Origin of the sequence: Desulfopila inferna (assembly GCF_016919005.1) — a bacterium.
Lineage (GTDB): Bacteria > Desulfobacterota > Desulfobulbia > Desulfobulbales > Desulfocapsaceae > Desulfopila_A > Desulfopila_A inferna.
On record NZ_JAFFQE010000004.1, the window covers coordinates 427,366 to 441,651 of the forward strand.

The following is a 14,286-nucleotide window of genomic DNA, read 5'->3' on the forward strand; positions in this document are numbered from 1 at the left end:
ATTTTAGAGTAAAATCACGGTTCCTGTTGATATATCGTAATATGCAGCGACAACTTTAACTTTGTTGTCATTGACAAAGTCAGCCAAAATCGGTTCTGATACGGAGATCTGTGAGGCTATCATTTTTGCCACTTCCTTGGCGGCATTGTCTACAAGGTCTCCTTCCAGATCTTTGACCTTTTTTATGGCGGTCTGGATCGGAGCGGTAAAGGAAGACATGTGACCGTCCAGTCGAACTCCGCTGGCAACGGCGCCTACCGCGCCGCAGCAGGAGTGACCCATAACCATGACAAGGGGGGTATTGAGGTGCTGGACAGCATATTCGATACTGCCGAGTGTATGGAAACCTATTATATTGCCTGCAACCCGAACGACAAAAAGATCGCCGATTCCCTGGTCGAAAATATCGACAGGGGGGACTCGGGAGTCGGCACAGGTAAGGATCGTAGCAAATGGTTCCTGGCCGCTGCTTGACAGTCGTCTGCTCTCCTTGCAATGATTTGGATGTTCCAGGTTTCCAGCGACAAAACGTCTATTGCCTTCCAGCAGGAGCTGTAATGCTTCATCTGCGGTGGGGCGGTTTTTGGGTGTTCGTCCCATCGTATTTCTCCTATAATTAAATAATCAAACCCAGTTGAGCTGGATAAGTCCTTTGCTTTTTTTCGGAAGGTTTTCAGGTTCTTTTCTTCAAAAAACACAAGTAAACAAATTTCCTGAGAAACTGAAAGACTCACGTATTCTCGACTGTATAGATCAACAGTAAATGAATCATCATTCATTTTCTAAGTAGCATAGTCAAAGCTTTCTTGGCGATAAAGTCAAGAATAAAGATATGTCGAAGTCGTTCTGGCTGTGTTTTTTTGGACTTGTGGCATTTTTTCATTGCAGCCGAAGATGGGTTTATTGCTTTAAAGAAAAGGTGGAAAAAATCGTTTTAATGAAGTTATGTATAATTCAACATGGGGATGCCTGAGAGGGGGTAGCTAATAATTCAGGAGGAATGGTTAAGGCATAGATATGGAATCGAGTGAAAGAAGATACACTGTTCTATTGGCGGATGACCATGTGCTGATACGCCATGGTATTAAAAATATCATTAAGAAGAACGAAAATCTTGAAGTGATCGGCGAGGTCAGTAATGGCGAAGAGCTTATGGAATTCCTGAAAACCGGCATTCCTGATCTTATCATACTTGATATTTCCATGCCTAAAATCTCGGGGACCGAAGCTGTTTCGCAAGTAAAGAAAAAATATCCGCAGGTCAAGGTGTTGATGTTGACCATGCATAAAAACAAGCAATTTTTTTATCATGCAATGTCCAGCGGTGCCGATGGTTATCTGATGAAGGACGATTCGGACGAAGAGTTGCTGCTTGCCATCAATAAGGTGCAGAACGGTAAAACCTACATTTCCCCGATCCTTTCCGATGATTTTGCCGCAGATGTGATCAGCGCCCATCGTAATCACCGGGCTACGCCCTTCCAGGGGTTGACCGCCAGAGAGTATGAAGTTCTGCAACTGGTAGTTGAAGGATATACCAGCAAGGATGTGGCGGAGAAGCTCTGTCTCAGTCCCCGCACTATTGATCACCACCGCTCCAAGCTGCTGAAAAAATTCAATCTGAGAAACAGTGCCGATCTGGTCAGTTTTGCCGTGCGCAACGGTTTTGTCAGGCCGGATTAGGAGTTCTGTAGACAGGATGTCTACTCTGCCATGAATCAACTTTGTAAATCGGACTTTGGCGTCATTGAATACCTTACCATCTGTTTTCTTTTTCAAGAAAACAGATGGTAAGAGGACTTCGCAGGTTAGAAATTATTGCTTGAGTGAAATATCAGGAAACCATCCGCTGGATCTCTTCTACTATCTCGGGATTGGCGAGAGTCATGACATTGCCGACATCGCCCTTATTGGAAATGGCGCCGAGCACCCTTCGCATAATTTTACCTGAGCGGGTTTTCGGCATATCGGGGACAATCCAGACATTTTTACATTTAGCGATCTTGCCTATCTGTGTGGTGATGGCGTCTGCTATCTTCTGGGCAACTTCTTCCGTGGCTTCATAGCCGGGCTTGAGGGAAACATACAACTCCGGTTCCTTGCCTTTGATTTCGTGATTGACCGGGACAACGGCCGCCTCTGCTACTTCAGGGACAGTGAGTGCTGCCGATTCTATTTCCTTGGTGCCAAGACGGTGACCGGAAACATTGATAACATCATCAATTCGGCCAAGGATACGGAAGTAGCCATCGGGTGATTCGACGGCGGCATCGCCGGTCAGATACGGCCAGTCGCGCCAATCCTTGCTATTCGGGTCTTTATTGTACCTGGCGAAATAGGTGTCGACAAAACGTTGCCTGTCGCCCCAGATGGTTTGGAAACAACCGGGCCAGGGGTTCTGGATACAGATATTGCCGGCCTTTCCCGAACCTGGCGGAATGACCTGGCCTTCCTCGTCATAGATGATAGGATGAATACCCGGTACGCCGGGACCGGCGCTGCCCGGCTTCATCGGGGTGATACCGGGGACAGTGCTGCACAGGAATCCTCCTGTTTCGGTCTGCCAGTAGGTGTCGACAATGACGGCTTCGCCTTTGCCAACTTCCTTCTGATACCATTTCCATACTTCCGGCTCAATCGGTTCGCCAACTGTGGTCATATGCTTGAAATGATAGGTGTATTTAGCTGGCTCGTCGGGTCCGACCTTGCGCAGGGCTCTGATTGCCGTTGGGGCGGTATGGAAGATATTGACATCCAGCTCCTGAGCGATTCGCCACGACCTGCCGGCATCCGGATAGGTGGGTACCCCTTCATAGATGACGGATGAGGCGCACAACGCCAGCGGTCCGTAGACAATAAAGGAATGACCGGTGATCCAGCCGATGTCGGCCATGCACCAGTAGACATCCTCGGGATGGATGTCCTGTATGTATTTTGACATGGCGGTGACATAGGCGAGATACCCGCCGGTGCCGTGCTGACATCCTTTTGGTTTGCCGGTGGTGCCGCTGGTGTACATCAGAAACAGCGGGTCCTCGGAGAGCATCTTTTCCGGCTCGACCCTGGCCCCATAGAAATTTTTCAGTTCTTCGTTGACGATACAGTCACGTCCTTTTTGCAGTGCGGCATCGGATGACATCTTTCCGGGATAACGCTGCCAGATAAGAAGCTTGTCCACTTTCTGTCCTGAATTTTCGGCAAGTTTGCAGGCTTCGTCATCGACGGATTTGTGGTCGAGGAGTTTTCCAGCACGATAGTAGGCGTCCATGGTGATCAGAACCCTGGAATTAGAATCGACCACTCTGTCTGCGCAGGCGCTTGCGGAAAAGCCGCCGAAAACAACGGAATGTATGACTCCCAGACGGGCACAGGCCAGCATGGTGATGGGCAGTTCCGCTGACATCGGCATATGAACAGTGACCCTGTCGCCACGTTTCAGCCCTGCATAATCACGCAGCAGAGCAGCAAATTCATTAACGCGGACATATAACTCCTGATAGGTTATATGCTGAATGGCTTCCTCTTCCAGCTCAGGAACAAAATGGATAGCTGTCTTGTTTTTGTTCTTCTTCAGATGGCGGTCAATACAGTTGTAACTCGCATTGATTTTGCCGCCTTTAAACCACTTCCAGCATGGTGCGTCGCTGGTGTCCAGAACCTCGTCCCAGTATTTGTACCAGGTCAACATCTCGGCGAATTCAGTATAACAATCCGGGAAATTATCGAGACTGAATCTAGCGAAAATAGATTCGTCCGTGAGATTAGCCTGACCTATGAAGGTGGGAGAGGGAACGAAATAACCCTCTTCCTGCCAATGCACCGCAATTTCGGCCTCTGATGTTTCCATTACCTTTCTTTCATCACTCATGCTTTCGCTCCTTTGAAGTATCTGGTTGACGAATGAAACTCCAATCCAATTCCCATTGGGCGCCGCTGCTCCTCCAAGGTAATTATCGGTTTTTGACTATACCGCAGAACTTGATGTACATGTTTTATGGCGTCGTAAATAGCCGGTTATGCCTAGCCAGTTATTCCGTGTTGCAGTTTTCTGATGGCCCATCGCTGTACCTGCTCCACATATCACCGAAGGCCTGTCAAGAAATTATATCGAATTTATCTGGCCTGAGAATTTAGTGACAACTCTTTACGAGATCATCATGTTTGGTTTGTGGAAAGATCGAACTGCTCCTGATATACCTGATTTCTTATGACCTACCATAAAAGCAGTTATAATGCAATTAATTTTAAATTCAAATTCAGTAATATTGATGTAGGGTTACGGGAAAATGCTTGACATTCTGTCACTGGTTGGTGGTAAGTATAGTTATTGGCATGATAATAGTTTCCATTTATGCTGTTTTGAATAATTTAGGTTCTATTGCACTAACTAACATAACCAGTGAATGGTAAGGTAGAATTCTGGTAGAGTGCCTGCGGCGAGTGTACGTTTTTTCGGACCTGAGAATGTAGCTGTTTTTGCAAGTAGTTGAGTTAATACTGTGGGCTGTAATAATTGTTTCCTTGTTTTTTGTGCAAGAATTTCCTAAAGCTTCTTAATGGAGCTTAACGGCAGCATCATTATCAGACGCCTTCAGGATTTGATGGTTGAGATCTGCAGCGGCGTAGATCGAACTCTTTGCGAGTCTGTCAGGATTTGAAAAGAACGATGAATAGTGGAGAATGCATGATGAAAAGAACCGGTTTTGTGTATGATGAGAGGTACCTGATGCATACCACGTTTGAAGGGCACCCGGAGTCGCATTATCGGCTGGTTGCCATAGTCAACGGTCTTCGGGAAAGCGGTTTGCTGGAAAAGCTTCTGCCTATAGAGGCGGAGCCGGTGCATCAGCGGTGGATAGAAGCGGTTCATAATATCCGCTATATAGTACGCTTCGAGGAGGCCTGCTTGATGGGATTGCCGGACTTTGATCACCAGGACAACTCAATATGCCGTGAAACCTACGAGATTGCCTTGCTTGCCGTAGGCGGAGTGCTGCGAGCCGTAGATAAAATGATGGAAGGTCTCATCGATAACGCATTTTGTGCCGTCCGGCCGCCTGGGCATCATGCCGGGTACGACAGGGCTATGGGGTTCTGCTACTTCAACAATATTGCAATTGCCGCCAGATACCTGCAGCAGAAATGGGGTATTAAACGGGTAGGCGTTATTGATTTCGATGTTCATCATGGAAACGGTACACAGCAGATTTTTGAAGAAGATGATTCTGTATTTTATTACTCCATTCATGAACATCCATCATTTGCTTTTCCGGGAACGGGCAGAGAATTTGAGGAAGGTGTGGCAGCCGGAACCGGCTTTACTCTGAACACGCCTATTCTTCCCGGTAAAGGTGACATGGATTATCGCAAGAAACTGACAACGGAGATGGTGCCGGCCTTTAAAAAATTCAAGCCTGAGGTAATTCTCGTATCGGCCGGTTTTGATGCACACTCATCGGATCTGATGTCCGGTATCAATCTTACTGCGGAAGGATATAAATTTATAAGTAAGACAATTGTCAACCTGGCCAAACGATATGCCGACGGCCGGCTTATTTCGATCCTTGAAGGCGGCTATAACCTGGAAGTACTGCCTCTGCTGGTAGCCGATCATATAAAAATTCTGGCAGAACTGTAATCTGTCATCATCACCTACTTGGGAAAGGGGGACATATGTTTGTAAGTGAAAGCATGGCCAAGGATCTGATAACCGTTACACCTGAAATTACCCTGGCGGCAGCTAAAGCATTGATGGAAAAGAAAAATATACGTCATCTTCCGGTAGTGGACGACCAGGGCAAGCTCCTGGGAATCGTCACCGACAGGGACATGCGGGATGCTCAGCCCTCAACACTGCTGGCCAAAGAGGATTATAGTCGAACCTACCAGAAGGTAATGCAGCATCGGGTTGCAGATATCATGATTAAAAACCCTCTGACCATCTCTCCGTTTTATACCCTGCAGGACACTCTTCTGGTAATGGGGAAGAAAAAAGTTGGCGCCCTGCCGGTCATCGATGAAGATGGGTACCTGAAGGGCATCATGTCAACACGAGATCTGCTCAGGGCTTTTGTTAATATAATGGGCATCGGGGAGCCGGGGACGCTGTTGTGTATCTTGGTGAAAGAGGAACCGGGTCAGATGAAAAAGATAGTAGATATCGTTACCGAAGAGAATGTTTCCCTGGGCAGTGTTCTGGTGGCCCGATACTGGGATAAGGAAAAACGAGCGGTTTTTCCTTATTTAATGACGGTCAACGTTGTAAAAATTAAAGAAAAACTTGTGGCTCAAGGCTTTGAGCTGATCGATCCGATGTCCTGGTATCTTGATCAACTCCCAAAAAGAGAAGGTAGCGATTAGTACCTCACAGATTATTTTCTTGTTTTTTGGCAAGAAAATAATCTGTCTAAAGATTCTTATACCCCCAAGTGGGTACTTGTAAAGAGTCCGGCTCAGCTGGATTAATGCCACTCATCTGCCTTTTCTGTACCACCAAATGAGAAAACCACCTGCAATCATGGCGCTGGAGAGGATTTGTCCCATGGTCAAAGAACCGAGCAGATAGCCAACCTGCGGATCCGGTTCCCGGAAAAATTCAATGCAGAAGCGGAAGAAGCCGTAACCGCCAAGGAACAGCGCCAGTAGGAAGCCGTGGGCCCACCTGTGGCTGTTGGCGCTGAGGGGTTTATTGCGCAGTGTCCAGAGCAGCACGAAGAGAACAATTCCCTCAAGAAATGCTTCATAGAGCTGGGAGGGATGTCGCGGCAAAGGTCCGCCGCCGGGGAATACCATACCCCAAGGTAGATCGGTCACCCTGCCGTAGAGTTCTCCGTTTATGAAATTGCCGATCCTGCCCAGCCCGAGACCAATGGGGATGGTCACCACGTAGATGTCGGCCGTTTTCCAGAAATTGAGATGTGTGACCCGGCAGAAAATCCAGCCGGCCAGTATCAAGGCGATGACGGCGCCGTGAAATGACATGCCACCATGCCAGGTTGCCACTATTTCCAGGGGATTCCTGAGATAATAGGGGAGATTGTAGAAAAGGACATAACCTAATCTCCCTCCCAGGACAACGCTGAGTATCAGGACAAAATTGAGGTTTTCGAAGTGCCGGGCCAGTGCAGTGTTGTTGGTTTCCTTTATCTGCTTTTTAACGAGAAAATAACATGCTGCAAAGCCCAGCACGTACATTAGTCCATACCAGCGAACCTGCAGAGGTCCCAGGCTGAATAAGACCGGATCGATTTCTGGAAAATTCATGTCCTGCTACCTCTTTCGAAGATGAACCTGGAGAATTGAAATCGCCGCGGGAGTAATTCCCGAGATCCTCGAAGCCTGCCCCAGCGAAAGCGGACGGACACTGGAGAGTTTTTCCACCACCTCGGCGGAGAGTCCTGACATCTTGGAATAGTCAAGCTCGTCCGGCAGCGTCAACTCCTCCATTTTTTTGAATCTGTCTACCTGCTCCTGCTGGCGGTCGATATATCCCTTGAATTTGATCTGCAGCTGAATCTCCGCTCCCACTTCCGAATCATCAAGGCTCTTGAGGGTGCTCCTGATCTCCTCGTCAAGCGGAAGTTTCTGCAGGTGTGCAATGGTTAATTCCGGTCTCCTGAGGATATCAGCCAGTGAGCTCTTCTGCTTCATCCTGGCGCTTCCCAGAGATTCCAGGGCGTCGCTGATAATGCCGGATGGTCGGACATGGGTGTTATAGAGAAACTCTACGCCGGCGTCTATACCGCTTTTCTTTTCAATAAAGAGGCGGTAGGCCTCATCGCTGAGCAGGCCTACATTGTGACCGATCCGACACAACCGGGTATCGGCGTTGTCCTCGCGGAGGAGGAGACGGTACTCCGCTCTGGAGGTAAACAACCGGTAAGGTTCCTTGGTTCCCCTGGTGACCAGGTCGTCGATCAGTACCCCGATGTAGGCTTGCGATCGGTCAAGAATGAGGGGGGCTATGTCTCGAACATAATGCACGCTGTTGATTCCCGCCATGATTCCCTGAGCGGCGGCTTCTTCATATCCGGAGGTGCCATTGATCTGTCCGGCAAGAAAGAGCCCTTGATAGCGCTTGGTGGCCAGCGATGGATGCAGCTCGAGTGGATCGACATAGTCGTATTCAATGGCATAACCGGGCCGGATAATGCGAGCATTTTCCAGACCTTTAATGCTTTGCAGCATAGCTATCTGAGTATGCAGCGGCAGCGAAGTGGGCAGCCCGTTGGGATAGACCTCGACGGTATCGAGTCCCTCCGGTTCGAGAAATATCTGGTGCCGATCCTTTTCGGGAAAGCGCATCACCTTGTCTTCGATGGAAGGGCAGTATCTGGCTCCGATTCCCTCTATGATTCCCGAATACATAGGAGACTGGTCGATCCCCCGGCGAATAATCTCGTGGGTTGTACTGTTGGTGTAGGTAATATGGCAGGGTCTCTGCTCCAGCGTATAGGGCAAGCCCCGGGCGGCAAAGGAGAAATGGGCCGGTGGTTCATCGCTGTATTGGGGTTCGAGTTCAGAATAATCGATGCTGTTGGCGTCGATTCTGGGGACGGTGCCGGTTTTCATCCGGCCCATGGCAAAACCTGCCTGGTGGAACCATTCCGCCAGTTTCAGGGAGGGTGAGTCACCCAGGCGGCCGGCTGGAAAATTTTTAAGGCCGATATGAATGAGGCCGTTGAGAAAGGTCCCGGTTGCCACTATGACCGCCCGTGATCTGATTTTCTGATCCAGGGCGGTGATGATACCGGCAACCTTACCGTCTTCGATGAGAATTGAATCCACCGCTGTCTGGATTATGGTGAGATTTTTCTGATTTTCCAGAACCTTCTTCATGCGGATCCGGTAGTACAGGCGATCTGCCTGTGCCCGCGAGGAGCGTACCGCCGGACCTTTACTGGTATTGAGCCTGCGAAACTGGATGGAGGTGGCGTCGATGTTTTTGGCCATCTCTCCGCCCAGCGCGTCAATTTCGCGGACCAGGTGACCTTTGGCAAGTCCGCCGATTGCCGGGTTGCATGACATGGCGCCGATAGTGTCGGCGTTGATGACGGCGATTAGGGTTTTGCATCCCATTCTGGCGGCGGCAAGAGCGGCTTCACAGCCGGCATGACCGGCGCCGATTACTACTATATCATATTCATTCATGTGTCTTCTGTTATTCTAATTTAAAACATTACCGGCAGATGTCGTATCAGCAGATAACGAATTATATATAAAATTGGTGATGGTGAAGGAAATCGGTATTATAATCAAAAAGCATGTATTAATGTTAGTATTTTTGAATCAGCTCTGGTCAGGAAATAGTTGCTAAACCCTCCCCACTGTCTGTTTATTTCTTCACTGGTTAAAACTTTAAACGTACATGAAGGAGTTTCATATGTCTATTATTACTATTTCAAGAGGGTCGTATAGTCGAGGCAAGGAAGTGGCCGAAAAACTGGCGGCAAAACTTAACTATGAATGTGTTTCGCGGGATATCCTTCTCGAGGCATGCGCGGAATTCAATATTCCGGAGATTAAGCTTATCCGTGCTCTACACGATGCTCCTTCCGTACTTGAAAGATTCAAAAACGGCAAAGAGCGCTATTTAAGTTATCATCGTTACGCTCTGCTAAAACATGTCAAAAAAGATAATGTCATCTATCATGGACTTGCCGGACAATACATCCTCAAGGATATTCCTCACGTCCTTAAAGTGCGCATTATCGCCGATATTGATGATCGTGTCCGTGAAGAAATGAAACGGGAGAACATCTCTGCGGAAAAAGCGCTCTACATATTAAAAAAAGATGATGAGGAGCGTCGCAAATGGGGGCTCCAGGTTTACGGCACCGATACCTGGGACAGCAGACTATACGATATGGTGCTGCGCATCAATACCCTCACTGTCGATGACGCCGTACAGATACTCTATGAAACGGTGCAGAAACCGATTTTCCAGCTGACACCTGAATCACAAGAAACACTTGGTAATATGGAGAAAGCTGCAAAAATTCATGCTATGCTGGTTGATCTGTCTCCCCGCAATAAGGTCGAGGTGGCCAATGGCACAGCCTATATCAACAACGTGGGTGAGGATCTCAAAAGCGACTCGTCTCTGCGGGAGTCTATTGAAAAACAGATCTTAGAAGTTGAGGGAATCACTTCAATTAAAATTGCGGAGCCGTTAACCTCGAAATCAACCTACATAAATCCATACCACAATATTTGACGGTGCTGTGATATTTTCTGCTGCCGTTATTCCAGAAAATCCCGGAATAACGGCTTCGGATTCACTACCCACCTCACATCCGTGGTCGTACGGGACCTTCCTGTTTGCTAAATTATTCAAAAACTGCTAATTCTCTATTCCATCATTTTACCGCCCCCGGTGCCAAATCAGGATGCCGTAGTCATTAGGTGCAATGTTGCAGTTCATACTGCCAATTTTTTATTGTAAAGGGTGGCGTTTTCCTGAATAGCCTGCAAAAAGGTAAATATCGCTTTGTCAGCAGGGAATTATGAAATTATTTTATCATCTGTTCAGTTACTTACTTATTGGCATTATTGCCCTGATAGCAGTAGATGAATATCTCTCTTTTCAGAAGGAGATTGAGCAATATGAAGCTGATATGATAGCTGCCGCCATTCAGGACGGCAGAAGTATTTCGGGTCTGTTTGCCCATGCCTGGCGGGAAAACGGAGAGGAAACAGCCCTCGAGCTTCTTGATGATGCGAGTATTAATGGTGATATCCGCATTCGCTGGATGTGGCTGGATTCTGTGGCGGAAAAACTGGAGATGTCGGATGAACAGGAAAGACAACTGCACAGCCTGAATAGAGGAAAACCCTTTTCGTTGAAGATGGATAACCGCAAAGGCGATCTGGTTCGTTATACCTATGTTCCTGTGGATATCGGACAGACCCGGAAGGGGGCTCTGGAACTACGGCAGACCCTCATTTCCATGCGGGAGCTTATGCGGAGCATGCTGTTCCGGGCCTTCACTATTACGGCTCTTCTCGCTCTGCTTTCCGGGCTCGTCCTCTATGTATTTATGGAGCGTAAAATCGGCAGGCCGCTGCGTAGACTTATGACCCATGCGGGACGAATAGGTCGGGGTGATTTCAGTGCTGACCGAAGCATCACCGGTAATGACGAACTGGCGATCACCGCGAGAACCATGAATGATATGTGTTCACGTTTGGTCATCGCCAAGGAAAAGATTAAATTTGAATATGATGCCCGCCTGAAAACCCTTGAGCAACTCCGCCATACGGAGCGGCTTTCTTCCTTTGGGCTCCTTTCGGCAGGAATTGCCCACGAATTAGGAACACCTCTCAATGTCGTGGACGGAAGAGCAAAAATGATCGCCGATGAGGATTTGAGCGAGTCGGAGGTCAAGGAATGTGCTGCTATTATCAGGAATCAGGCGGAACGCATGACCGGCATAATCAGGCAGCTGCTGGACTTCACCCGGCGCCCAAGGCAGCATGCATCTCCCCAGAACATTGCCGTTCTTGTCAAACAGGTATTCCAACTGCTCTATCCCATGGCCGGCAAACAGCATGTCATTTTCTTCCTGAATAAATCCGATGATGCCGATGTCACTCTGCATGTCGATCCCTCTCAGATCCAGCAGGTCCTGGTCAATCTGTTGATGAACAGTATTCAGGCAATGCCGCAGGGTGGCAAGGTCGACGTCAGTCTTTCCAATGAATTACTCTCTCTTGAACCGGGCGGAACCGAATCATTGGAAAAATATCTGAAAATCCGCATACAGGACGAAGGCGAGGGCATCTGTCAGGAAAATCTGGAGAATATTTTCACACCTTTTTTTACAACAAAATCAATTGGAACCGGGACCGGATTAGGGCTCTCGATTGCTCACGGGATTGTGGAAGAGCATGGCGGCTGGATAGATGTGGAGAGCAAAGTTAAACATGGTGCCTGTTTCACCGTCTACCTTCCTCTACAGGAGACTGCGAAGTAATGAGTAACGTTATAGTTATCGAAGACGACGGAGATATGTGCGACATGCTTTCCGTGGGGCTTGGCCGCCGCGGCTTCAAGGTGTCTGCATACCAGTCGGGTCGGAAAGGATTGGCAGCTGTACATTTGCAGCAGGTGGATGTCGTTCTTGCCGATATTAATCTGCCCGACATGAACGGGCTTGAAATTTGTCGGACGATTGCCGCCAACCAGCCGGATATTCCGGTTATAATCATGACGGCCTTCGGCAGCATGGACACCGCTATTGCCGCCATCAGGGCAGGGGCCTATGATTTTATAACCAAGCCCCTTGATATGGATATTCTGGCGTTGTCTCTGCAAAGAGCAGAGCGCTTCAGGAACCTTCAGGAAACGGTGAAGGAGCTTCGCCATGCCGTGAAGCAACCGCGTAATTATGACAATCTCATCGGAGAAAGTCCAGTAATGGAGGAACTTTTTTCCAAACTCAGCCGGATTGCCAATTCCGATGCCACCCTGCTGATCACCGGAGAAAGCGGTTCCGGTAAGGAATTGACCGCCCGTGCGGTCCATATGAACAGCAGCAGGAAAAATCATCCACTGGTGACCATCAACTGCGCAGCCATGCCGGGACAGCTTTTGGAGAGCGAGCTTTTCGGTCATAAGAAAGGGGCCTTTACCGATGCCGGCAGGCACAATAAGGGGCTGATCCTGGAGGCCGACCGGGGGACACTGTTCCTTGATGAAATAGGAGAGATACCGCTGGACCTGCAGCCCAAGCTGCTGAGGGCGCTTGAGGAGCGCTGCGTCAGGCCGGTGGGCGGGACGACAGAGAGCACTTTTGACGTCAGAATTATTGCCGCCACCAACCGGGATCTTGAATCCGCTGTCGAAGACGGCCTGTTCCGGGAAGATCTGTTTTACAGGCTCAATGTCATCAATATCGAGCTGCCGCCCCTGCGTTCCCGCGGAGCCGATATTCTTCTTCTGGCGGGAAAATTTCTTAAGGACATTGCCGACAGACAGCATAAGGAGGTGACCGGCATTGCCAACAGCGCCGCCGAAAAACTGCTGGATTATGAGTGGCCCGGTAATGTGCGCGAACTTCGCAATGCCATTGAGCATGCTGTGGTGCTCACTCATTTCGACAAGATCGTTCCGGAGGATCTTCCTGAAAAGATACGACTTTTCAGGAAAGACTATATTCTCGTAGGGGCGCAGGATCCCATGGAACTCATTTCCATGGAGGAAATGGAGCGGCGCTATATCATGCATGTTCTTAAAACCACCGGAGGCAACAGGACCCTGACGGCACGCATCCTTCAGGTTGATCGGAAAACCCTCTATCGTAAACTGCAGCGCTATGAGGAGCCGCAAACCTTGTAGTTCTTCATTTCTCTTCCCCCTCCCGAATTCCTCGCCATGCCTTGAGGCATTTTGCCATCATGGGGAAATTTGCCCCAAATTGCACCATCCCTGAATGATCTATCTTTTTTAGTGTGTGAAAGTGGTTCCTTGTCTCTTAACTTCGGCATTTGGTATCAGAGAAAGGAGAAGGGGAGTGGTGGTCGATACGGGGCATAGTGCCTCATGCGGTACATGATTTTTTAGTAAATAGGCCTGTTTTGTTCCTTAAGTATCGGTAATTTGGTGTATATTTTTTGTGGCACATAATTTGCTAGTGCTGTTTCGTCATCAAATATAGCTATTTTTCTCAATCGATCAATGGTACCAGCAGGAACCACTCATGAAAATTGTTATTGGAATTACCGGACATCCTGAAAAAATAGTTGATTTCATTGAATTGTATCAAGGAGAAAAAGATTCGCTAACGGAAGTCGGTCCTTTCCTTTCCCGGGAAGAGGCACTTGGCTGGCAGAACAGCCTGAAAAGCAAAATTGAAAATATTGAGGAAGTATCTGTTGAACCGCAGACATTTTCTGAAACTGTTTATTACGGATTTACCTTTGAGCGCGTTGGTTGAGTATTAGCTCTTTTTACCATCACCATGAAGGATTGTATTCATTAACAACAGAAGAAGCACATACCTCAGGTCGTAAAGGACATTGCTATGAAGGTTCTCATTGGAATAACACAGGGTCTTGAACAAACACGGGATTTTATCACCAGGGAATTCAGAGAAACCGGATCGACTACGGAGACAGGTCCTTTTTTATCCCGGGAAGAAGCCTCTCGGTGGGAGCAGTTTATGATAGAACGGGCCGAGGGCTGTGAGCTGCTAAGCCTGCCTCAACAGTCCCCCGAAGACAGTCCCTGGTATGGTATCACCCTGGAATGGGATCAGCAATGATCATTGATAAGCCGTGTGGCAT

At 48.4% G+C, this 14,286-nt stretch carries 12 protein-coding genes; 8 read left to right on the forward strand and 4 right to left on the reverse strand.

The window, feature by feature from the left end:
* Positions 1 to 3: 3 nt before the first annotated feature.
* Positions 4 to 600 (reverse strand): carbonic anhydrase, encoded by a 597-nt coding sequence (locus JWG88_RS12800; RefSeq protein ID WP_205234164.1) that lies wholly within the window; start codon positions 598 to 600, stop codon positions 4 to 6.
* A gap of 417 nt (positions 601 to 1,017) precedes the next feature.
* Here JWG88_RS12800 and JWG88_RS12805 point away from each other — a divergent pair, with 417 nt between their 5' ends.
* Complete coding sequence (locus JWG88_RS12805; protein ID WP_205234165.1) at positions 1,018 to 1,683, forward strand: response regulator; 666 nt, start codon at positions 1,018 to 1,020, stop codon at positions 1,681 to 1,683.
* Between the two features lie 151 nt (positions 1,684 to 1,834).
* Here JWG88_RS12805 and acs read toward each other — a convergent pair whose 3' ends face one another.
* Positions 1,835 to 3,868: an acetate--CoA ligase gene (acs, locus tag JWG88_RS12810; protein ID WP_205234166.1), complete on the reverse strand. Its 2,034-nt coding sequence runs from the start codon at positions 3,866 to 3,868 to the stop codon at positions 1,835 to 1,837.
* A gap of 816 nt (positions 3,869 to 4,684) precedes the next feature.
* On the opposite strand from acs, the gene JWG88_RS12815 reads away from it, so the two are divergent.
* Together JWG88_RS12815 and JWG88_RS12820 are read left to right on the forward strand one after the other, a co-directional pair.
* Positions 4,685 to 5,638, forward strand: coding sequence for a histone deacetylase family protein (locus JWG88_RS12815; protein ID WP_240194426.1), 954 nt, complete (start codon positions 4,685 to 4,687; stop codon positions 5,636 to 5,638).
* Positions 5,639 to 5,673: 35 nt separating this feature from the next.
* Positions 5,674 to 6,360: a CBS and ACT domain-containing protein gene (locus JWG88_RS12820; RefSeq protein WP_205234167.1), complete on the forward strand. Its 687-nt coding sequence runs from the start codon at positions 5,674 to 5,676 to the stop codon at positions 6,358 to 6,360.
* Between the two features lie 111 nt (positions 6,361 to 6,471).
* Here JWG88_RS12820 and lgt read toward each other — a convergent pair whose 3' ends face one another.
* A complete protein-coding gene (gene lgt, locus JWG88_RS12825) occupies positions 6,472 to 7,263 on the reverse strand; it encodes a prolipoprotein diacylglyceryl transferase (protein ID WP_205234168.1) in 792 nt (263 codons plus the stop codon).
* 6 nt (positions 7,264 to 7,269) lie between these two features.
* Complete coding sequence (gene mnmG, locus JWG88_RS12830) at positions 7,270 to 9,150, reverse strand: tRNA uridine-5-carboxymethylaminomethyl(34) synthesis enzyme MnmG (protein WP_205234169.1); 1,881 nt, start codon at positions 9,148 to 9,150, stop codon at positions 7,270 to 7,272.
* Between the two features lie 232 nt (positions 9,151 to 9,382).
* Between mnmG and JWG88_RS12835 the strand changes: the two genes are divergently transcribed.
* The 5 genes from JWG88_RS12835 (at position 9,383) to JWG88_RS12855 (ending at position 14,264) form a co-directional block, all read left to right on the forward strand.
* Positions 9,383 to 10,216 (forward strand): cytidylate kinase-like family protein, encoded by an 834-nt coding sequence (locus tag JWG88_RS12835; RefSeq protein ID WP_205234170.1) that lies wholly within the window; start codon positions 9,383 to 9,385, stop codon positions 10,214 to 10,216.
* Positions 10,217 to 10,505: 289 nt separating this feature from the next.
* Positions 10,506 to 11,975: a sensor histidine kinase gene (locus tag JWG88_RS12840; RefSeq protein WP_205234171.1), complete on the forward strand. Its 1,470-nt coding sequence runs from the start codon at positions 10,506 to 10,508 to the stop codon at positions 11,973 to 11,975.
* Positions 11,975 to 13,339, forward strand: coding sequence for a sigma-54-dependent transcriptional regulator (locus tag JWG88_RS12845; RefSeq protein WP_205234172.1), 1,365 nt, complete (start codon positions 11,975 to 11,977; stop codon positions 13,337 to 13,339). Before JWG88_RS12840 ends, JWG88_RS12845 begins: the two co-directional genes overlap by 1 nt.
* A 361-nt stretch (positions 13,340 to 13,700) precedes the next feature.
* Positions 13,701 to 13,937, forward strand: coding sequence for a hypothetical protein (locus tag JWG88_RS12850; RefSeq protein ID WP_205234173.1), 237 nt, complete (start codon positions 13,701 to 13,703; stop codon positions 13,935 to 13,937).
* 87 nt (positions 13,938 to 14,024) lie between these two features.
* Positions 14,025 to 14,264, forward strand: a complete 240-nt coding sequence (locus JWG88_RS12855; protein ID WP_205234174.1) for a hypothetical protein — start codon at positions 14,025 to 14,027, stop codon at positions 14,262 to 14,264.
* The last annotated feature ends 22 nt before the right edge of the window (positions 14,265 to 14,286 follow it).